General features: G+C 71.1%; 15 protein-coding genes and 1 pseudogene. 7 read left to right on the plus strand and 9 right to left on the minus strand.

The window, feature by feature from the left end:
- Nucleotides 1-12 precede the first annotated feature (12 nt).
- On the minus strand, nucleotides 13-2,088 hold the full coding sequence (gene tkt, locus OOK07_RS36615; protein ID WP_266686421.1) for a transketolase: 2,076 nt from the start codon (nucleotides 2,086-2,088) through the stop codon (nucleotides 13-15).
- Nucleotides 2,089-2,234: 146 nt separating this feature from the next.
- Between tkt and OOK07_RS36620 the strand changes: the two genes are divergently transcribed.
- Entirely contained in the window at nucleotides 2,235-3,140 is a 906-nt protein-coding gene (locus OOK07_RS36620) for a helix-turn-helix transcriptional regulator (protein ID WP_266686422.1), read from the plus strand.
- A 216-nt stretch (nucleotides 3,141-3,356) separates the two neighbouring features.
- Here the strand turns inward: OOK07_RS36620 and OOK07_RS36625 are convergent, their stop codons facing one another.
- Nucleotides 3,357-4,742: a glycoside hydrolase family 16 protein gene (locus OOK07_RS36625; RefSeq protein WP_266800779.1), complete on the minus strand. Its 1,386-nt coding sequence runs from the start codon at nucleotides 4,740-4,742 to the stop codon at nucleotides 3,357-3,359.
- 552 nt (nucleotides 4,743-5,294) lie between these two features.
- Between OOK07_RS36625 and OOK07_RS36630 the strand changes: the two genes are divergently transcribed.
- The gene (locus OOK07_RS36630) at nucleotides 5,295-5,777 is read left to right on the plus strand and encodes a hypothetical protein (RefSeq protein ID WP_266800780.1); all 483 of its coding nucleotides are present in this window, start codon (nucleotides 5,295-5,297) and stop codon (nucleotides 5,775-5,777) included.
- Here the strand turns inward: OOK07_RS36630 and OOK07_RS43830 are convergent.
- A pseudogene (locus OOK07_RS43830) lies at nucleotides 5,717-6,064 on the minus strand (hypothetical protein); the annotation flags it as partial. The gene OOK07_RS36630 and the pseudogene OOK07_RS43830 sit on opposite strands and share 61 nt — an antisense overlap.
- 305 nt (nucleotides 6,065-6,369) lie before the next feature.
- Between OOK07_RS43830 and OOK07_RS36640 the strand changes: the two are divergent.
- Nucleotides 6,370-9,054: an FAD/NAD(P)-binding protein gene (locus OOK07_RS36640; RefSeq protein WP_266800781.1), complete on the plus strand. Its 2,685-nt coding sequence runs from the start codon at nucleotides 6,370-6,372 to the stop codon at nucleotides 9,052-9,054.
- Between the two features lie 203 nt (nucleotides 9,055-9,257).
- Here OOK07_RS36640 and OOK07_RS36645 read toward each other — a convergent pair whose 3' ends face one another.
- From OOK07_RS36645 to OOK07_RS36655, 3 genes are all read right to left on the minus strand, one after another.
- Entirely contained in the window at nucleotides 9,258-10,016 is a 759-nt protein-coding gene (locus tag OOK07_RS36645) for an IclR family transcriptional regulator (RefSeq protein WP_266800782.1), read from the minus strand.
- On the minus strand, nucleotides 10,013-11,377 hold the full coding sequence (locus OOK07_RS36650) for a DUF6351 family protein (RefSeq protein ID WP_266802173.1): 1,365 nt from the start codon (nucleotides 11,375-11,377) through the stop codon (nucleotides 10,013-10,015). The genes OOK07_RS36645 and OOK07_RS36650 overlap by 4 nt, the downstream gene beginning before the upstream one ends.
- A 92-nt stretch (nucleotides 11,378-11,469) precedes the next feature.
- Nucleotides 11,470-11,895, minus strand: coding sequence for a MarR family winged helix-turn-helix transcriptional regulator (locus OOK07_RS36655; RefSeq protein WP_266686430.1), 426 nt, complete (start codon nucleotides 11,893-11,895; stop codon nucleotides 11,470-11,472).
- Nucleotides 11,896-12,169: 274 nt separating this feature from the next.
- Between OOK07_RS36655 and OOK07_RS36660 the strand changes: the two genes are divergently transcribed.
- From OOK07_RS36660 to OOK07_RS36675, 4 genes are read left to right on the plus strand one after another with little or no spacing between them, the layout of a single operon-like run.
- A complete protein-coding gene (locus OOK07_RS36660; protein ID WP_323178153.1) occupies nucleotides 12,170-13,087 on the plus strand; it encodes an SDR family NAD(P)-dependent oxidoreductase in 918 nt (305 codons plus the stop codon).
- A gap of 11 nt (nucleotides 13,088-13,098) precedes the next feature.
- Complete coding sequence (locus tag OOK07_RS36665) at nucleotides 13,099-13,974, plus strand: amidohydrolase family protein (protein WP_266802177.1); 876 nt, start codon at nucleotides 13,099-13,101, stop codon at nucleotides 13,972-13,974.
- Between the two features lie 10 nt (nucleotides 13,975-13,984).
- Entirely contained in the window at nucleotides 13,985-15,490 is a 1,506-nt protein-coding gene (gene menE / locus OOK07_RS36670; protein ID WP_266800783.1) for an o-succinylbenzoate--CoA ligase, read from the plus strand.
- Between the two features lie 30 nt (nucleotides 15,491-15,520).
- Nucleotides 15,521-15,976, plus strand: coding sequence for a MaoC family dehydratase (locus OOK07_RS36675; protein ID WP_266686433.1), 456 nt, complete (start codon nucleotides 15,521-15,523; stop codon nucleotides 15,974-15,976).
- Here the strand turns inward: OOK07_RS36675 and OOK07_RS36680 are convergent.
- The 3 genes from OOK07_RS36680 to OOK07_RS36690 all read right to left on the minus strand — a co-directional run bounded on the left by OOK07_RS36680 (nucleotide 15,967) and on the right by OOK07_RS36690 (nucleotide 20,503).
- Nucleotides 15,967-16,797 carry a PaaX family transcriptional regulator gene (locus OOK07_RS36680; protein ID WP_266686434.1) on the minus strand — a complete coding sequence of 277 codons (831 nt, stop codon included), beginning with the start codon at nucleotides 16,795-16,797 and terminating at the stop codon, nucleotides 15,967-15,969. The two genes, OOK07_RS36675 and OOK07_RS36680, sit on opposite strands and share 10 nt — an antisense overlap.
- A 134-nt stretch (nucleotides 16,798-16,931) precedes the next feature.
- Nucleotides 16,932-18,602: a histidinol-phosphatase gene (locus OOK07_RS36685; protein WP_266800784.1), complete on the minus strand. Its 1,671-nt coding sequence runs from the start codon at nucleotides 18,600-18,602 to the stop codon at nucleotides 16,932-16,934.
- A gap of 29 nt (nucleotides 18,603-18,631) precedes the next feature.
- Nucleotides 18,632-20,503, minus strand: a complete 1,872-nt coding sequence (locus OOK07_RS36690; protein WP_266800785.1) for a LamG-like jellyroll fold domain-containing protein — start codon at nucleotides 20,501-20,503, stop codon at nucleotides 18,632-18,634.
- Between the last annotated feature and the right edge of the window lie 53 nt (nucleotides 20,504-20,556).

A 20,556-nucleotide genomic window follows, 5' to 3' on the forward strand; every position in this document is an offset into this window, starting at 1 on the left:
CTTGCGATCGGATCAACCGCGGGCGGCCGCGAGGGATTCGCGGGCCGCGGCGGCGACGTTCTCGGGGGTGAAGCCGAACTCGGCGAACAGGGTCTCGGCGTCGGCGGAGGCGCCGAAGTGTTCGAGGGAGACGATGCGTCCCGCGTCGCCTGTGAACCGGTGCCACGTCAGACCGATGCCGGCCTCGACGGCGACACGCGCTCGCACGGACGGTGGGAGGACCTGCTCGCGGTACTCGCGCGGCTGCTCCTCGAACCACTCCACGGACGGCATCGACACCACGCGGGCGCCGATCCCCTCGGCCTCCAGCTGTTCACGCGCGGCGACGGCGAGCCGGACCTCGGAGCCGGTGGCGATCAGGACGACGTCCGGAGTCCTGGTGGAGGACTCCTTGAGGACGTAACCGCCCTTCGCCGCATCCGGGTTGGGCGCGTACGTCGGCACACCCTGACGGGTGAGCGCGAGTCCGTGCGGAGCGGGGTTGGTGGCGTGCCGCTCAAGGATCTCGGCCCAGGCGATCGCCGTCTCGTTGGCGTCGGCGGGGCGGACGACGTTCAGGCCCGGGATGGCGCGCAGCGCGGCCAGGTGCTCGACCGGCTGGTGGGTCGGTCCGTCCTCGCCGAGGCCGATGGAGTCGTGGGTCCAGACGTACGTCACCGGAAGCTGCATGAGCGCCGACATCCGTACCGCGTTGCGCATGTAGTCGGAGAACACCAGGAAGGTGCCGCCGTAGATGCGGGTGTTGCCGTGCAGCGCGATGCCGTTCATCTCCGCGGCCATCGAGAACTCGCGGATGCCGAAGTGGACCGTTCGGCCGTACGGGTCTGCCTCGGGCAGCGGGTTGCCCTTCGGCAGGAAGGACGACGTCTTGTCGATGGTGGTGTTGTTCGAGCCGGCCAGGTCGGCGGAACCGCCCCACAGTTCGGGCAGCACCGGGCCGAGGGCCTGCAGCACCTTGCCGGAGGCGGCACGGGTGGCGACCGCCTTGCCCTCCTCGAAGACGGGCAGGACGTCCTGCCAGCCCTCGGGCAGCTGCCCGGCCACGATCCGGTCGAACAGCTCGGCGCGCTGGGGGTTGGCGCCGCGCCACTTGTCGAGCTGCTTGTCCCAGGCGGCGTGCGCCTCGGCACCGCGGTCCAGCGCCCCCCGGGCGTGGGCGAGGACGTCGGCCTCCACCTGGAAGGACTGCTCGGGGTCGAAGCCGAGGATGCGCTTGGTGGCGGCGATCTCGTCGGCGCCGAGCGCCGAGCCGTGGGAGGCCTCGGTGTTCTGCGCGTTCGGGGCGGGCCAGGCGATGATGGTACGCATCGCGATGATGGAGGGCCGGCCGGTCTCGGCCTGGGCGGCCCTGAGCGCCGCGTACAGGGCCGGTACGTCGGTGTCGCCGCCGAGCGAGGGCTCGACGCGCTGCACGTGCCAGCCGTAGGCCTCGTACCGCTTCAGCACGTCCTCGGAGAACGCGGTCGCGGTGTCGCCCTCGATGGAGATGTGGTTGTCGTCGTAGAGGAAGACGAGGTTGCCGAGCTTCTGGTGGCCGGCCAGGGAGGAGGCCTCGGCGGAGACGCCCTCCTCCAGGTCGCCGTCGGAGACGATCGCCCAGATGGTGTGGTCGAAGGGGGAGGTGCCCTCGGGGGCCTCCGGGTCGAACAGACCGCGCTCGTAGCGGGCGGCCATCGCCATGCCGACGGCGTTGGCGAGGCCCTGGCCGAGCGGACCGGTGGTGGTCTCGACGCCGGCGGTGTGCCCGTACTCGGGGTGACCGGGTGTCCTGGACCCGTGCGTCCGGAAGGCCTTCAGGTCATCCAGCTCGACCTCGTACCCCGACAGGAAGAGCTGGGTGTAGAGGGTCAGCGAGGTGTGGCCGGGCGAGAGAACGAAACGGTCCCGACCGGTCCACTCGGGGTCGGCGGGATCGTGACGCATCACCTTCTGAAAGATCGTGTACGCGGCCGGGGCCAGGCTCATCGCCGTGCCGGGGTGGCCGTTGCCGACCTTCTGCACGGCGTCGGCCGCCAGCAGACGGGCGGTGTCGACGGCACGCCGGTCGAGTTCGGTCCATTCGAAGCTGTCCGGTGTCTGCGTACTCATCTTCAAGAAATCCTCGATCGAAGCGGCGTAACTGCTCTGATGCGTTCAAACTTAAAAGTCTGACTTTTACGGGGGAAGGTCGCCGTGTGTCAGCCTGTGGTGAAAGTGGGACACGGAGAGCTTCGGCCGGGCGGCGTGAGAAGGACATGGCGGACAGAACCATCCAAGGTGGAGACGATGACGGCCAGGTGGACGGCATTCGAACGTTCCCCTTCCCGGTCGAGCTGAGCGTGGGCGGAGTCGGCATCCAGGCCGGCCCGATGGAGGCCGGCCGGACCTGGCACGCCGAGGCGCCGCTGGAGCGTGTGCACCGCATCGACTTCCATGTGGTGATGCTCTTCGACGGCGGCCCCGTCCGCCACATGATCGACTTCGCCGAGTACGAGGCGTCGGCCGGTGATGTGCTGTGGATCCGTCCGGGACAGGTCCACCGGTTCTCGCGCACGAGCGAGTACCGCGGAACCGTCCTGACCATGCAGCCCGGCTTCCTGCCCCGTGCCACGGTGGAGGCGACCGGCCTCTACCGCTACGACCTGCCGCCCCTGCTCCACCCGGACGCACCCAGGCTGGCCGGCCTCCGCTCCTCGCTCGCCCAGCTGCAACGCGAGTACGAGGACACGGCGACGCTGCCGCTGAGCCTGCACACCGCGGTACTGCGCCACTCCCTGACGGCGTTCCTGCTGCGCCTCGCGCATCTGGCAGCCAGTTCGGCGGAGGCGGCGCGCCGTCAGTCGGACACGACCTTCACGCTCTTCCGGGACGCCGTGGAGAAGAGCTTCGCCACCAACCACAGCGTCAGCGCCTACGCCGACTCCCTCGGTTACTCCCGCCGCACCCTCGTCCGCGCGGTCCGCGCAGCCACCGGCGAGACCCCCAAAGGCTTCATCGACAAACGGGTCGTCCTGGAGGCCAAGCGCCTGCTGGCCCACACCGACATGCCGATCGGGCGCGTCGGCGCCGCGATCGGCTTCCCGGACGCCGCGAACTTCTCCAAGTTCTTCCAGCAGCACACGGAGCTGACACCGGCGGCGTTCCGGGCGGAGCTGCGCTGACTCAGGACGCCACGGCGTGCGTCGAGTCCGGTCGGCCTCCGAGCCCCGGCTCCCACTTGGCGGCGTACGGGTCCGAGCCCAAGTCGCCCTCAGGCAGGGAGGGTTCGGGCCGGTACGGAAGGCCGACGTGGAAGGTGGAAGGGGGCATGGCGGCGAGGCCGGGGGACGGGGACCCGTATGTGAAGGTCGAGCCGCCCGGCGCCGCCGCCATTCCGGTCAGTGCCCGAAGTCGAACCAGTTCACGTTCACGAAGTCGGCCGGCTGGCCGCTGGTGAAGGTGAGATAGACGTCGTGTGTGCCGGTCACCGGGCTGATGTTGGCCGGGACCGTCCTCCAGGACTGCCAGCCCCCGGTGTTGGCGAGCGAGAAGCTGCCGACGGGCGTGCTGGTCCGGCTGTCCAGGCGGACCTCGACCAGGCCGCTCACGCCGGAGGCCGCGCCGCTCGCCACGCGGGCGTAGAACTGGGTGGCCGCCCTGGAGCCGAAGTCGACGCCCTTGTACAGGGCCCAGTCGCCGTTGGCCAGGGAGCCGATGTCCTGGCCGCCGCCGGTGTCGGCGGCGGCCTCTGCGGCGGTGCCGGACTGGCCGTCGTACGACTCGGCCTGGATGGTGCTGTAGGCGTCACGGTTGCCGGTCGGCGGGGGCGTGGTGCCGCTCCCGGTGGCCGAAAGGACCTGGACGTAGTCGACGACCATCGGGTGGCCCGACTGGGTGTCGCCGTCCAGGCCGCCGCCGAGCGCGTCCGGGAAGGCGCCGCCCATCGCCACGTTCAGGATGATGAAGTAGCCGTGGTTGGTCGCGTTGGCCCAGGTCGTCGCGTCGACCTGATTCGCCGTGACCGTGTGGTAGTTGACGCCGTCGACGTAGAAGCGGATCGCCTCCGGGCTCACCGAGCGGTCCCACTCCATGCTGTAGGTGTGGAAGCCCGACTGGCACGTGGTGGCCGGGCAGGCGACGGAGTTGCCGATGCCCGTCGTCTCGTTGCACGGGCCGCCCGGGTTCGTGCCGCAGTGCATCGTCGCCCACACCTTGTTCAGGCCCTGGACGTTCTCCATCACGTCCAACTCGCCCACGCCCGGCCAGTTCTGGTAGTTGCCGCGATAGGGGGCGCCCAGCGCCCAGAACGCCGGCCAGTAGCCCTCGGCGGCGGTGCCCGTGACGTCGGGCATCTGGATCCGGGCCTCGACGCGCAGCTTGCCGCCGGCCGGGGGCCGGAAGTCGGTGCGGGTGGTCTCGATACGGCCCGAGGTCCAGCGGCCGGCCGAGTCGCGCAGCGGGGTGATGCGGAGGTTGCCGTTGCCGTCGAGCGAGACGTTGTTGGTGCTGTTCGTCATCGTCTCGACCTCGCCGGTGCCCCAGTTGGCGGGGCCGCCCGGATACGAAGTCCCGGTGTCGTACTGCCAGTCGGAGGTGTTCACGCCGGTGCCTGCGGAGCCGTTGAAGTCGTCGAGGAAGGTCTGGGTCCAGCCCGACGGGGGTGTGGGCGCGGAGGCGTCGGCGGACTGGGTGGCGGTCGTAGCGAGCGCCGCCGCCAGGCCGAGCGTGCTGAGTACGGCGACGAGTGCGCGTCGCCGTCTGGGTATGCCGGAGGTTGCACTCATGGGGGTGCCTCTCGGTTACGGAGGGGATGGCCTGCGAGGCACGTTTGAGAGCGCTCTCAGGGTGGCCCCAATGTGCTCCCGGCCACTGACGCCGTCAAGCGTCGCAACAAGGAAACTCCTTCCCTCGCGGATGAGTTCACCTCATGAATGACGCATTGCCACAGTGCAGACAGGCAGCTCAGGCGGCCACGCCGCTGTTGTTGGCGACCTTTTCAGCAAGCTATCGTCACCACTTGCCAATAGGGGGTGGCATGACGGGGCGACGGGGCGGGGCCGTGCCGGAGAGCATTGCGCGTCGCGGAGCCGGCCGGCATCGCTCCCTGCCTGGTGACCCACCGCTTCGGCGCCTACGGCGCGCCGGTCCGGTCCGGAACCGGATCGAGGACGCCGTCCTGCCGCACTGTCCGCCGCACATGGATACGCGCTCGGCAACCGTTCCGGGCCGGCCGGACTCGGGCAGGACCCGGACAACCACCCGGCCCGTACCACCGTCTTCCGTGCTGCCCTGTCATCCACGCCCGCCACGTACCCGACCGGAAGGACCACAGATCAGTGACGTCCAGTGTGCTGTTGGTCATCGGCATCACCGCCGTGATCGTGTGGAGTCAGTTCTCCGCGCGGCCAGTCCGGTCAGCGACCTATGTGTGGGTCGTCCTCCTCATCGTGCGCGGCTGTATTCCACCAGGTCCGAGCCGCACGACCGCGGCCGGAATCGCGTTCCTCGTCGCCGGGCTCGTCGTTTCGGCCCTGGCCGGCTTCCTGCGCGGTCGCACCATGCCGATGTGGCGGGAAGCGGACGGGCGGCTGTTCCGCAAGGGCGGTCGGGAGACGCTGCTGCTGTGGATCGCCACCATCGTCGCCAAGCTGGTCCTGGGCGCCGTCGCGGAAGCCGCGTTCGGCGAGCCGTTCAACGGGACCGCCCTGTGGCTCGGCCTGGGTGTCACCTTGGGGGTCCAGCAGCTGGTGATGACGTACTACGGCCGTCGTGTGCCGGTACCGGAGCCGACGTCGCAACTGTCGACAGACACACGTTGACCAGGACATTCAAGGGCCTTCAGCGGCGCTCGTCTGCCTGGCCGGCCTGCCCGGGGCCCGCGAGGAGGGCGCCCGAGAACAGCCCGCGATCGCCACGGTCCTGACGGCACTGACTTCCACTCAGCGACCGCGGATCGGTGGGGACCGAGACGCGATGGTGATCCGGGGCAGGCCGTGATCAGCACGACTTCCCGGCCTTCCTCGGGCACGGGCAGGACGCCGCAGCTCAACCGCGGCGTGCCGGCTTCCGGGTGGTCGAGGGTTTTGGTGCGGTGCCCGGGAGCGTGGACCGGACGTGTCTGCCCGGTTTACCGGAACTCCTTGCTGCGGGCGTGCGGTTCGGCCGGCAGGGCGGTCAGCCGCGCGTGGTGCGGGTCGCGGTCGGCTGCCCGGCACGGGCGCGCCACCGCTCGGGTTGAGAAGGCCCGAAACCACGGTTGTCCCGGCCCCAGGGTTTGTGAACAGAGTATGAGCGGCCCGGCCGGGGCCCTGAGCATCCGCTGAGTTCCCCGTCACGGCGTGGCTTCCCCACCTCCCCGGTCGGAACAGTTCGAAAGCAGGGAACGACGACCGACCATCGCCGGAGGTATACGTGACCGAAGTCCGCGAGCCGCACACGCACACCGTGGCCGTCGTCGGAGCGGGTGCGGCGGGCACACTGACCGCCGTCCAGCTCTGCGAGACGGCGACGCGCCGCCGGACACCGCTCGACCTCGTCCTGCTCGACCCGTCACCGGAGGCGGGCCGCGGCACCGCGTACGCGACACGCGACCCACGCCACCGCCTCAACGTGCCTGCGGGCGGCATGAGTTGCTACCCCGACGACCCCGGCCACTTCACCCGCTGGCTGTGCCGGCACGGCGAACCGGCCGTCACCGCGGCCGACTTCGCCACCCGCTACCGCTACGGCGCCTACCTCGCCGACACCCTCGCGCAGGCCATCGTCCGGGCCCAGGGGACGGTCTCCGTACGACGGCTGCGCACCCGCGCCGACAGCTGCACCGACACCCCCGACGGCCGGGTGGACCTCCACCTCGCCGACGGGGGACACCTCACCGCCGACGGCGCCGTCCTGGCCACCGGTCCCGCGGCCCCCTCCGCCGACTGGGCCCCGCCCGCCCTGCGCGCCTCGGACCGCTTCGTCGCCGCACCCTGGAGCACGGGCGCCCTCGACGGCCCTCGCTCCGACACCGCCGACATCCTCCTCGTCGGCACCGGCCTGACCGCCGTCGACCTCGCCCTCACCCTCGACCGCCCCGGCCGCACCGTTCACGCCCTCTCCCGCAGCGGCCTGCTGCCCCAGCCGCACGCGCTCACCCCGGCCGGCCCGATGAGTCCGCCCGAGGGCCTCGACGACACCTCGCTGGGCCGACTGCGCCGGGCCGTCTACCGCCACATCAGCCGCTCCGTACGCACCCACGGCGACTGGCGCCCCGCCCTCGACAGCCTGCGCCCGCACACCACCCGCCTGTGGCACAGCCTCACCCCCGAGGACCGCGCCGAGTTCGTCGCCCGCGAGGGCGCTCTGTGGAACACCCACCGCCACCGCATGGCCCCCGCCACCGCCGAGTCCGTCTCACGGGCCCGTACGGCACGCCGGCTCGGCATCCACTCGGGTACCGTGACGGACGCGGCGGAGCACGACGGCCTGCTCGTGGTCACCCTCTCCAACGGCCGGACTCTGCACGTCGGTTGGGTGATCGACTGTACGGGGCCGGGACGCCGCTACGACGATCCCCTGTGGCGCTCACTGCTCGCGTCCGGTGCCGCCGTGCCCGGCCCGCTCGGCATGGGAGTGGCCACCCGCGACGGGCGGCTGCTGGACGCCGAAGGACGCGCCGGACGCCCGCTGTTCACCCTGGGCGCCCCGCGCCGAGGTGAACTGTGGGAGACGACCGCGATCCCCGAGATCCGCGTCCAGGCGGCCGCCCTGGCACGGCAGTTGCTCGCCCCGCTGACGCGCGCATCCCGCCCCTCCCGTCGTCCCGTCGACGGACACGGGCTTCCTCTGAGCACCCACGCCGAGGCGGCCGCCGCCTATCGCAGCGGCCTCGACCGGGTCCTCAAGGTACGGGCCGGCGCCGACGATGCCTTCGCCCGAGCGGTCGGCCTCGACCCCGGGTTCGCTCTCGGCCATGCCGCCCTCGCCCTGCTCGGCCACGAGTGCGGCGCCGACGTCGACGTCCCGCGCGCTCTCGCCGAGGCCCAGCGGTCCGCCCTTGAACGGGCCGACGAGCGGGAGCGGTCCTTCGTGGACGTGGTCACGCGCCGGGTGCACGGCGACTGTGCCGACGGGGGTGGCGGGGCCCTCGTACGACACCTCGACGCGTACCCGGGCGATGCGCTCGCGCTCGCCGCCGCCGTACCGACCATCGCCTTCTCCGGGGTCACCGACCTTGACGGCGACCGGGCCCTGCGGCTGGTCGAGCGGACGTCCGCGGCCCACGACGGGCACTGGTTCCACACCTCGCTGCTTGCCTTCCTCCGGCAGGAGCAGGGCCGGCTGCACGAGGCCGGCGAACTCGCCCACCGCGCCCTGGCCGCCGAGCCCGCCTCCGGGCATGCCGTGCACGCGCTCGCCCACGTCCACTACGAGTCCGGCGCGCACCAGGCGGGCCGGGACTGGCTTGACGGCTGGGTGGCCGGGCAGGGCCGGGGCGCGGTCCACCGGGCCCACTTCTCCTGGCACATCGCCCTGCACGAACTCGCCCTGGACGATCCGGCGGCGGTGCGCAGGCGGTGGTTCGCCCAGCTCGCGCCGGGACGGGTGGTGACCGGGGTGCGGGCGCTGGTCGACTCGGGGTCGCTGCTGTGGCGGGCCCGGCTGAGCGACAGCTGGTTGGGCGAACTGCCCGCCGCGGACGTCCTGGACACCGTCGCGCACGACGTACTGGAACGGCCGGCGACCGCCTTCACCGCCCTGCACGCCGCCGTCGCCCTGGCCGCCGCCGGGGACCTGCCGGCCCTGCACCGGCTGCGCGACCACGCCTCCGGTGCCGACGAGGTGCAGCGGGAGGTCATCGTCCCGCTGTGCGAGGCGTTCGCCGCGCTGGTCGAGGAGCGCTTCCACGAGGCGGCGCGTGGACTCGACGCGCTGCTGCCGGTGCTGCGCCGCGTCGGCGGCAGCGCGGCTCAGCGTGAGGTCGTCGAGGAGACCCTGCTGTACGCCCTGGTGTCGGCGGGCCGCTGCGACGCGGCTCGCCGCCTCCTGGACTCCCGCCTGGACCGCAAGGAGGCACCGCGGGATCGCCGGATGCGGGCCGGCCTGCCGGCCTGAGTGCTTGGTGGGTTGTGGCGGTGCGGATCCGCCGTAGGGCCGTGATGTGTTGTCGGTCGTCTGCGGGTGTGTTGTGGCTGGTCGCGCAGTTCCCCGCGCCCCTTGTGGGGGTGGCGTGGGATTGCTATCACGACGGGTGTGCGCGCTGGGCCTCGCCGGTGTGGGGGATATCCGGGGCCCGGGGGAGCGCAGGCGGGCCGGTTCTACGGTTCCTTGGCCGGTCGCCAGCCCAGCGCCCGCGAGATGCCGAGTGCCGCGAGCCGTACCGCCGGTATCAACGCCGGTACCTGCGCCTCGGCTTGCGGTACGACCACCGACACCGCGGCGAGGACCGCGCCGCCGGGTCCGCGTACCGGGGCGGCCACCGACAGGGCGTCGTCGGTGACTTGACGGCTGCTCACCGCAACTCCCGTGCGCCGTACCTCGGCCAGCACCCGGCGCAGCCGCACCGGCTCGGTGATGGTGTGCGGGGTGAAGGAGGTGAGGGGACCGCCCGAGCAGTACTCCTCCTGGAACGCCGGACCGCAGTGCGCCAGCAGCGCGAGCCCGACCCCGGTGGCGTGCAGCGGCCAGCGCGCGCCGACGCGGATGTGCACGCCGACGGCGCTGCGACCGGACAGCCACTCGATGTAGACGACCTCGTCGCCGTCCCGCACCGCCAGCTGCACGTTCTCGTGGGTCGCCTCGTACAGGTCCTCCAGATACGGCAGCGCGATCTGCCGCAGCACGAGGCCGCGCGGGGCGAGCGCCGCCACCTCCCACAACCTGAGCCCGACGTGGTAGACGCCCGACTCGTCCCGCTCCAGGGCGCCCCAGTCGGTCAGGGCGGCCACGAGCCGGTGGGCGGTGGTGAGGCTCAGCCCGGCCCGCCGGCTGATGTCCGTCAAAGACAGTGCCGGGTGCTCGTGGTCGAACGCGGCGAGCACGGACAGCAGCCGGTCGGGCGCGGAGCGGAGGCTCATGGCCGGGCGTCTCCCGGGTGGGCGAGGTCGTACGGACGGGGGTAGCCGGCCGGCTGGTAGTTCACATAGCGCGGGTCGGTCGTCGCGTCCTCCCGCGCGGCACGGGAGTTGAGGGTCTCGGGTGAGGTGTCCCAGCGGCCCGTGTCCAGCCGGTGCTCCAGGGTGTGCAGGGCGCCGAGCATCTCGCCGGTGCTGAAGGCGCAGTGCCCGGGCCCGTCGACGTACGCCTGGCTGAGCAGCCGCCCCGCGCCGGCCGCGGTGGCGGCGCGCCGGTAGGCGCTCTCGGCCTGGACGGGGATCAGGGCGTCGCCGGTGGTGTGGATGTCGAGCTGGGGGTCGGTGAGCCGGCCGGTGAAGACGCTGGTGTGGCGCATCCACCGCACGGCCGCGGGGTCGGCCTTGATCCGGGGCGCTCGGTTCAGGGCCGTGAGGTCGGTGCCCAAGGACAGTCCCGCCTCCTTGTACAGCTCGGTCACCTCTTTGTACAGCGGGGACCGGCGCAGCATCGCGGTGTAGTCGACGCCGGTGTTCCAGGCCATGTTGCCGCCCGCCCGGCTCTCCGCCTCCTGCCGCCAGCTGAACGCGGGCAGCTGCACCAGCCCGTTGACGGCCGGGTACTGGTTGGCCTCCTGGCCGTCCCAGTCGGTCGGGCCCGGCTTCGTCTGGGCGGCGTCGTTGTAGCCGGGGATGTTGTGCAGGGCGGCGGCGAGCGCGATACGGGCGCGGCCCTCGGGCGACTTCTGGGCCGCAGTGGTCTTCGAGCCGAGCGTGTTCGCCGCGGCGACGGCGGCCGCCTGGTCGGCGAAACCGGTGAGCGGGATCTTCTCGCCGGGCGCGAGCAGCGTGCTCAGGGCGAACACCGGGTCGAGGGTGCTGTTCCAGTTGGCGACGCCGCCCTGCACCAGCCCGCACATCGACAGCGATCCGTCGAAGCGGCCGGCATGCCGCTCGGCGAGGGTCGTCGTGACGAGCCCGCCGTACGACGTGCCCCAGGCGATCGTCCGACGGGCCGTGCCGAACTTCTCCGTGAACAGGTCCAGGGTGGCGAGCTGGTCGGGGACCGCGTCGGTCACCGCCCAGCCGTTGGTGGCGTAGGACGAGCCGATGAGCGCGTAGCCCTCGGCCAGCAGCTTGTCGCGGGTGGCGGGGCTGGGGGAGTCCTGCGCCGGGTTGGGCCGGCCGACGGCACTGTAGCCGTGGCTGTAGAGCAGCACGGTGCCGTTCCAGCCGGCGGGTATGTCCATCAAGTACGCGGCGCCCGAGGGGAGTTGGCCCTTGACGTGGGTGTCGTCGGCCGCGTGCGCGGGCACGGCGGCGGCCGCGCCCAGAGTGAGGGTCAGCGCGGTGAGGCAGATGCGGATTTTCAACGGGGGTCCCTTCCGGTGGGGGGTGCGGGACGAAGCCACGGTGAAGTTAGGCACTTATTCGTCGGGCGTCAATGAATCGCACAACATTAGCTGGGTCCGTCTTCCGTGATCCGCAGCAACAGTGCGTGCAGCGTCTCCCGCTCGGCCGCGTCCAGCGGGGCCAGGAGGTCGTTCGTCACGCGCTGCCCCGCCTCGTCGCTGCCCTGCAGGAAAGTGCGGCCGTCCGCGGTCAGGGCGACGATGCGGCTGCGACGGTCGTCGGGGGAGGGGCGGCGCTCGGCGAAGCCCAGCTTCTCCAGGTCGTCGACCAGGCCGACGATCGCGCTCGGGTCGTAGCCGAGCCGGGTGCTGAGCTCGCGCTGCAGGGCGCCCTCGGAGGTGGCGAGGAAACGCAGGACCGCGTAGTGGCGCAGCCGCAGCCCCGACTCCTGCAGGGACGCGTTGAACAGTTGCCCGGAGCGGATGCCCAGGCGGTAGAGCAGATAGCCGGTGTCCGCGTGCAGGCCGCGCATCCATGGCTCGTCCGCGTCGATCGAGGCTGCGTTCTCGGCGTGCTGGCGGGTGATGGCGGGCTCCCTGGTCTCGGCCCCGCAGGGGGCGTTCTCTCGGTACGGATTCCAGCATGTCGCACCCTGAGGTCTCCAACAACTATTGACGTCAACAATTATTGCTCTTAGCTTCGATCTCGTAGCCGCACCCCCGGTGCTCGTCACCACACGCTCGTATGACCGCACCCTGTGCGACCGCACCTCGTGTGACCGCACCCCATGTGAAGGGACTCCACCCGTGTCCAGCATCGATCTCTCCGGCAAGGTCGCCGTCGTCACCGGCAGTGGCCGGGGCCTCGGCCTCGCCTATGCGCACGCCCTGGCCGCCCACGGAGCCTCCGTGGTCGTCAACGACATCGACGAGGCCGTGGCGGAGGCGGCCGTGAAGTCCATCACCGAGGCCGGCGGCACCGCCGTGGCCGAGGTGGTACCGGTCGGGACGACCGAGGCCGCCGAGCGGCTGGTCGGCCGGGCGGTCGAGGAGTTCGGACGCCTGGACATCCTGGTCACCAACGCCGGCATCCTGCGCGACAAGGTGCTGTGGAAGATGACCGACGACGACTTCGACGCGGTGATCACCACCCACCTCAAGGGCACCTTCACCTGCGCCCGCGCCGCCGCCGTCCGGATGCGCGAGCAGGGCGAGGGCGGCACCCTGATCCTGGTCGGCTCGCCGGCCGGCCAGCGCGGCAACTTCGGCCAGACGAACTACGCCGCCGCCAAGGCCGGCATCGCCGCGTTCGCCCGTACCTGGTCGATGGAGCTGGGCCGCGCGAACATCACCGTCAACGCGATCGTGCCGGTCGCGGCGACCGCGATGACCGAGACCATCCCCGCCTTCGCCCCGTACGTGGAAGCGCTGAAGAACGGAAAGCCCTTCCCGGACTTCCTGCGCAAGGGCGAGGGCTTCGGCACCCCCGAGGACTGCGCCGCCCTCGTCCCCTTCCTCGCCTCTCAGGCCGCCCGCGGCATCACCGGCCAGGCCATCGGCATCGGCGGCGACAAGGTGGCACTCTGGTCGCATCCGCAGGAGATCAAGGCGGCGTACGCGGACGGCGGCTGGACCCCCGACTCCCTGGCCGACGTCTTCCCGACGTCCGTGGGCGCGGAGCTCCAGTCGGTCGGCATCCCGGCACCCAACTTCCCGGAGGCGTGATGGCTCCCTCCATGAACGTCGACGACCTCGTCGCGATCGACGTCCACACCCACGCGGAGGTCTCCTCCCAGGGGCACTCCTCCCTGGACGACGATCTGCACGACGCCTCCTCGGCCTATTTCAAGGTCGAGGGCAAGCGCAAGCCCACCCTGGAGGAGACGGCCGCGTACTACCGGGAGCGGAGGATGGCCGCCGTGATCTTCACGGTGGACGCCGAGTCCGCGACCGGCACCGCACCCGTCCCGAACGAGGAGGTCGCCGAGGCCGCGGCCGCCAACTCCGACGTCCTCATCCCCTTCGCCTCCATCGACCCCTTCCGGGGCAAGGCGGGCGTCAAGCAGGCCCGCCGCCTGGTCGAGGAGTACGGCGTCAAGGGCTTCAAGTTCCACCCGAGCATCCAGGGCTTCTTCCCCAACGACCGCTCGGTGGCCTACGACCTCTACGAGGTGATCGAGGAGACCGGCACGATCGCTCTCTTCCACACCGGCCAGACCGGCATCGGCGCCGGAGTCCCGGGCGGGGGCGGCATCCGCCTGAAGTACTCCAACCCCCTCCACGTGGACGACGTGGCCGCCGACTTCCCGCAGCTCAAGATCATCCTGGCGCACCCGTCCTTCCCCTGGCAGGACGAGGCCCTCGCCGTCGCCACGCACAAGCCGGGCGTGCACATCGACCTGTCCGGCTGGTCACCGAAGTACTTCCCGCCGCAGCTCGTGCAGTACGCCAACACACTGCTGAAGGACAAGGTCCTCTTCGGCTCCGACTTCCCCGTTCTCACCCCGGACCGCTGGCTGGCCGACTTCGAGAAGCTGTCGATCAAGGACGAGGTCAAGCCGAAGATCCTCAAGGAGAACGCCGCCCGTCTGCTCGGGCTGACCAAGCCTTAAGGGGCCGTAGATGCGCAATGAGGGACTGGGGTCGTGGCCCGCACGCCGGGCCCGCAAGACTCCGCACCGCTCCGCCCTGATCCACGGCGGCACCTCGCTCACGTACGCGCAGCTGTTCGACCGCACCACCCGCCTCGCCCACGCCCTGCGCGCCCGGGGCGTGCGGCGCGGCGACCGCATCGCCTACCTCGGCCCCAACCACCCCGCCTACCTGGAGACCCTGTTCGCGGCGGGCACGCTCGGCGCGGTCTTCGTCCCCCTCAACACCCGCCTCGCGGGCCCGGAGATCGCCTTCCAGCTCGCCGACTCCGGGGCGAAGGCGCTCGTCTACGGCCCCTCGCACGCCGGGCTCGTGGCCGGACTGCCGGGCAGCACCGACGTGCGGACGTACGTCGAGGTGGGCGCCGAGTACGAGGAGGCGCTGGCTTCGGCCTCCGCCGAGCCGGTCGACGAGCCGGTCGTCCCCGACGACACCTGCATCATCATGTACACCTCGGGGACGACCGGCCGCCCCAAGGGCGCGATGCTCACCCACGGCAACCTGACCTGGAACGCGATCAACGTCCTCGTCGACACCGACCTGATCGCCGACGAACGCGCCCTGGTCTCCGCGCCGTTGTTCCACACGGCCGGCCTGAACATGCTGACGCTGCCGGTCCTGCTCAAGGGCGGCACCTGCGTCCTGGTCGAGGCCTTCGACCCGAACGCCACCTTCGACCTGATCGAACAGCACCGGATCACCTTCATGTTCGGGGTGCCGACGATGTTCGAGCAGGTGGCCCGGCACCCCCGCTGGGCGGGCGCGGACCTGTCCTCCCTGCGCATCCTGACCTGCGGCGGCTCCCCGGTGTCGACGCCGCTGATCGCCGCCTACCAGGAGCGCGGGCTCACCTTCCTCCAGGGCTACGGCATGACGGAGGCGTCCCCCGGCACCCTGTTCCTGGACGCCGAACACGCGATCAGCAAGGCGGGTTCGGCGGGCGTGCCGCACTTCTTCAGCGATGTACGCGTCGTACGTCCCGACTTCACCGCCGTCGACCTCGACGAGACCGGCGAGGTCATCGTGCGCGGGCCGCACGTCATGCCCGGCTACTGGGGGCTGCCGGAAGAGACGGCCACCGCCTTCGCCGACGGCTGGTTCCGCAGCGGAGACGCGGCGCGCGTCGACGAGGACGGGTACGTCCACATCGTCGACCGCATCAAGGACATGATCATCTCCGGTGGAGAGAACATCTACCCCGCCGAGATCGAGGACCTGCTCCTCTCCCATCCGGACATCGTCGAGGTCGCGGTCATCGGCGTGCCGGACGAGAAGTGGGGCGAGGTGCCGCGCGCGGTCGTCGTCCCGCGCGAGGGCGCCTCGGTGGATCCCGACGAGGTACTGGCCTCCCTGGCGGGCCGCCTCGCCAAGTACAAGATCCCGAAGTCGCTGGTGCTCGCGGACGACCTCCCGCGCACCGCCTCCGGGAAGCTCCTCAAGTCCCGCGTGCGCAAGCGCTACGGCACCAACTCCTGATCATTTCCTGACTACTCGAAGGACAGTTTCATGAGCGTCACCGTCAACGGCATCGACGAACTGAAGAAGCTCGCGGGCAGCGACCTGGGCACCAGCGAATGGATCGAGGTCACCCAGGAGCGCATCAACACCTTCGCCGACGCCACCGGCGACCACCAGTGGATCCATGTGGACCCCCAGAAGGCCGCAGCGGGCCCCTTCGGCGCCCCGATCGCCCACGGCTACCTCACCCTCTCCCTCTTCATCCCGCTGTTCACCGAGCTGCTGGACGTCCAGGGCGTCACCACGAAGGTCAACTACGGCCTGAACAAGGTCCGTTTCCCGTCGCCGGTGAAGGCCGGCTCCCGCATCCGCCTGGTCGGGAAGCTCGCGGCGGTCGAGGAGGTGCCGGGCGGAGTGCAGATCACCGTGGACGGCACGATCGAGATCGAGGGCGGTGCGAAGCCCGCGGCCGTGCTGCAGAGCCTGTCCCGCTTCTACGCCTGATCCGGGCGGACCGGCACCAGGTCGAGAAGGCGCTCCGAGGCCTCCCGCGCGAGCGGCGTGAGCCGCTCGTGCACCGCCCGGAACGTCTTCTCGGCCCGTTCCGCCGGCCAGTCGTCCGGCAGGTGCTTGACCGGGAGGCGCGGGTCACGGCGGATGATCCGCAGCCACTCGGCCTGCAGCCGCAGCCGCAGCGCCAGGGCGTCGTCCGCGTCCGGCAGCCGGCTCTCCCAGGTCTCCCAGCGGCGCCCGAACTCCTCGTAGCCCGCGGCCAGTTCGGACAGGTCCCAGGTGTCCTCGATCATGGCTCCGATGTCCATGCCGGCGTCGGCGTGCGCCCGGAAGACCTTCACATGGGCGGCGAGGCCCAGCTCGGACACCAGCTCCGCGACGTCGATCTCGCCCGGCGCGATCCACAGACCGCTGAACAGCGCACCGAACCCGCTCCACGTCAGTTTGGAGCGCAGATCGTGGCGCTGACGCTGCCAGGACTCGGGGAGGGAGAAGCCGAGCAGGGTCCAGGTGCCGTCCCAGTGCCGGTTGACGGCGCCGGTCTGCCAGACGCGGTGCTCGCCGTCCCGCAGCACCGCGATCGAGTGCTCGGTCAGGCCGAAGTACATCCTGCGGCCCTCGCGCTGGCGGCGCAGCAGTCCCCGGTTGACCATCCGGGTCAGGGTCGAGCGGGTCGCCTGCTCGCCGACTCCGGCGCGCTCGAAGACGTCGATCACGCTGCCCGAGTACACGCAGACGTCCCGCCCGAGCACCTGGTCGCCCAGGAACGTCAGCAGCAGGGACTGGGGCCGCAACGACTCTTCACCGGTCATGCGGCCCACCGTACGACGTGTCCGATCAGTTCGTGACCTGCTGGTACGAGGACGGGTCCGGCACGAAGTCACAGGCCGGGACGGTGGCGGGCCGGTCGTACGGCTCGCCACTCCCTGCCCGCCGAGGTGACGCTTCAGGCACCTGCCACGTCGACGAAGACGGGGTTCGAATAGAACCAGGTGTCCGCCCACGGGTCACCGTTGCCGGGCTCGTGCGGAATCGGCCCGTTCGGGTCGGTCGAGGCGCCGAGGTAACCCGCGCCGTGACGGTTGCCGTCGCTTCCGCGCAGCCGGACGTAGAAGGACTCGTCCCCCGCCGTCAGCGGGATGCGCAGGGTGTACGTCCCCTTCCGCCCTGCCACGTCCTTCGTCTGTACGACCTTGGTGTCGGGCGCCTTCCAGGTGTCGCGGTCGGTCACCCGGCCACGCACCGCGCCCCGGATCACGTCGACGTGCGCCAGCTCGGGGAGGATTCCCTGCGGGTTGGGGCGGGACGCGGTCGTCACCGTCACGTACAGCGTGATCTTCTCGCCCCTGCGGACACGCAGCCGCCCGCCGAGGGTGACGCCCCGGCCGGCGTCGCAGTCCCGCTTCACCCGGACGTCGAGCCCGTCCAGCAGATGCCCGTGGTCGAGCCAGACGCGGCCCGCGCGCAGGCCCGCCATCACCGCGCGGTAGCCGTAGCGGGTCACGCCGACGTGGGTGCGGCTGAACTCGCCCGGCCAGAAGTCGCTGCCCGGCTGCGGGGTGTCGGTGTTCACCGGGTCCGGCAGCTTGCCGGTGTTGTCGAAGTTCTGCCCGGCCGGCCAGTCGCCGTTCTTCCAGGTGTCGAAGACGGTGCGGTGGTTGTCGGAGTTGGTGGTGATCGAGAACAGCCGGCCCTCGGCCAGCATCGAGTCCCACAGCCCGCCGACGGTCGCGGTCGCCCAGTCGAAACCGCCGTAGGTGAGGTAGGCGTCCGCCGGGTAGCCCGCCCAGGACTGTGCCGACGGCTTGTTCTCGTACTCACCGCGGATGGAGGTGCTGCCGCGCCAGCCGGGAATGGCCGCGCCCTGGGCACCGGGCGCACCCTCCATGCCGATCATGATCTCGGGGGCGGCGTCCCGCCAGTTGCGCATCTCGTGCGGGGAGTCGATGCCGAGGCGCAGCGGGTGGTTGGCGAGGACGAGGACGTCATCGACGTATCCAGAACGGCGTTGCTCCGCAAGCCACTTGATCGCCCTGACGGCGTGCGCCTCGTTGCGGGCGGTGTCGGTGTCGGCGGCGCCGCCCTTGTCGTAGCCGAGCAGCTTGCCGTCGTAGGCCAGCTCGAACTGCGTGAGCAGGTCGACCTCGTGCGGGCCGGGTGCGGCGAACACCGTGCAGTGTTCGGCGGCCGGGATGTACCACTCCAGGCCCTGGAAGATCAGCTGACGCGGGTTGTCCGCACGGGCCTTGAGGATCTCCTTGTGCTCCAGCGCGGCGCCGTAGGAGGCGTGCCCGAAGTTGGAGTGCTCGTTGAACACCATCCAGTCCAGGCCGTACTTGGCGGCCGCCCCGGCCTGCTGGGAGAACGTGTACTTCGCGTCGTGGCTGTAGACGGAGTGCACATGGTGGTCGCCGACGAGGTAGGCCAGACGCGGGTCGTGGCCACCGAGGCCACGGCCGGTGGCGGCGACCGCCGGGGTGGCGGCCCCGCCCAGGGCGAACGCGGCGCCGAACAGGCCCGCGCGGCGCATGAGCTGTCGCCTGGACACGCCCTGGGCGTCGAGGTCGGAGGGGGAGACGGAGGGATCTGCCCAGGCGGGCAGCTGCTGCTCGGTCATGGTCTTGTCACGCGTCCTCTTCTGGGGCGTCAGTGGGTCATGAAGGAGGTGACGGGCAGCGCCCGGGAGACGATCCGCACGTCGCCGAGACGGCCGTGCAGGATCTGGTCGATCTTGTCGGCGTACGTGTAGCCGCCGAGCAGCCAGGGCAGGCCGACGGACGTGATGCCCACCGAGGCGGCCTTCGGGTTGCGGACGACCGGGCAGCCCTCGACATACAGGGTGGTGTGCCGGCCGTCGTTGACGACCGCGAGGTGCCACCAGGTCTCCAGCGGCGTCTCCTGGCCCCAGTTGGTGGCGATGCCCTGCTGGTTGAGCGGGCGCATCGCCCACTGCGGCTCACGGTCGTTGGACAGCGAGAGGGTGGCGAGGGGCTCGTCCGGGTCGTCGGCGGTCTTGCCGGCGGCGCCGCCCGTGCCGGTGCGGCTGACGATGCCGGACCACGCGTTGTGGTCGGGATCCCAGTCGGCGGGCAGCCGGTAGAACGCCTCGATGGTGTAACCGTTTTTGAACGTCGCCGAGTTCAGCGGGGCGCCGTCGACGGTCTTCAGATACGCGCCCTTCAGCGGGGACTTGAATCCCGTGAATTCCAGGCTGCCGTGGCCCGGCTGGTCGGGGTGGTGGTCGCCGGACCAGCCGAGCGAGCCGCCGCCCACGGAGACCACCGTGAGGTCGTTGCCGTGACCGGACAGGTCGCGGACGGTGCCGGAGGCGGCCGACTCGAAGCGCCAGTACGCGGCCGTGTCCCGGATCAGCATCTTCGACGCGGGCCGCGCCGGGCGCGCCGGCACCGGGGCGAAGCCGGCGAAGCGGTCCGCGAAGTCGATGTCGACGGAGAAGCGGTCGGCGTCGCCGCTCAGCTCGATCTCCTGCCGCTCCAGCTCGTTGAGGCCCTTCGCAGCCCGGCCGAGGATCCACGGGGAGACCGTCTCCACGTCGATGACATCGCGGTCCAGGTCGAATCGGTAGAGGCGGATCATCGCCGCGCCGCCGAAGTAGCGGTTCTGGTAGTTGGTGAGGTGCAGGTGCACGTCGTTGCCGGCCGCGTTCTTGCGGATCGCGCGGCCCGCGGGCCAGTAGTGGCCGTTCAGGGTCAGGAAGATCTGGTCGTGGTCCCTGATCAGCTGGTCCCACAGCTGCTGCCCGTAGTCCGACAGCGTGTCGTCCTGGACGACCAGTTCGTGCGTGGTCAGGATGACGGGCGTCTTCGGGTGCCGGGCGAGCACGTCCTTCGCCCAGGTGTACCCCTTCGCCGACAGCCGCCAGTCCAGCGCCAGGACGAGCCACTCGCGCCCGGCCGCTCTGAACAGGTGGTAGGTGTTGTAGCCGTCCTCGGAGGCGCCCCCGAACGTCTTCTTGCCCCTGAAACGCTGCGGGCCGAACGCGTCCAGGTACGGTGTCGAGCCGCGCTGGTCGTCCGTCGACGACTTCACGTCGTGGTTGCCGGCCAGGACGCTGTAGCCGACGCCCCGCCGGTCCAGCAGCCCGAACGCGTCGCTGATTCCCGCGAATTCGGCCTCGGCCCCGTTCTGCGTGAGGTCGCCGAGGTGGGACAGGAAGACGAGGTTCTCGGGGTTCGCGGGATTCGAGGGGTTCTCGCCGGCTTTGCCGCCCTGCTCCAGCAGATAACGCAGCGACGCCTCGACCGGAGCCTTGTCGATGCTCGGTCCGTCGAAGAGGTACTGGGTGTCGGGCATGACGGCGATCGTGAAGCGGCGGCTGTGGGAGTCCGGACGCCAGCCGCTCGTCTCGGCCGCCTCGGCGACGGCCGGCAGTGCGACCCCGGCCCCGATCCCGGCCGTGGCGGCGGCGCCGAGCAGCGCCGTGGCCCTGAGGAAACCGCGTCTTCCGGCACCGGCCTGCGCGGCCTCGCCCTGGTTGTGGTCATGGGAAGTACACACGTGGGCTCCGTGGAATGACATGTCACCTGAGACATGGATCTGGGACAGAAGGG

Source organism: Streptomyces sp. NBC_00078, assembly GCF_026343335.1.
Classification (GTDB): Bacteria; Actinomycetota; Actinomycetes; order Streptomycetales; family Streptomycetaceae; genus Streptomyces.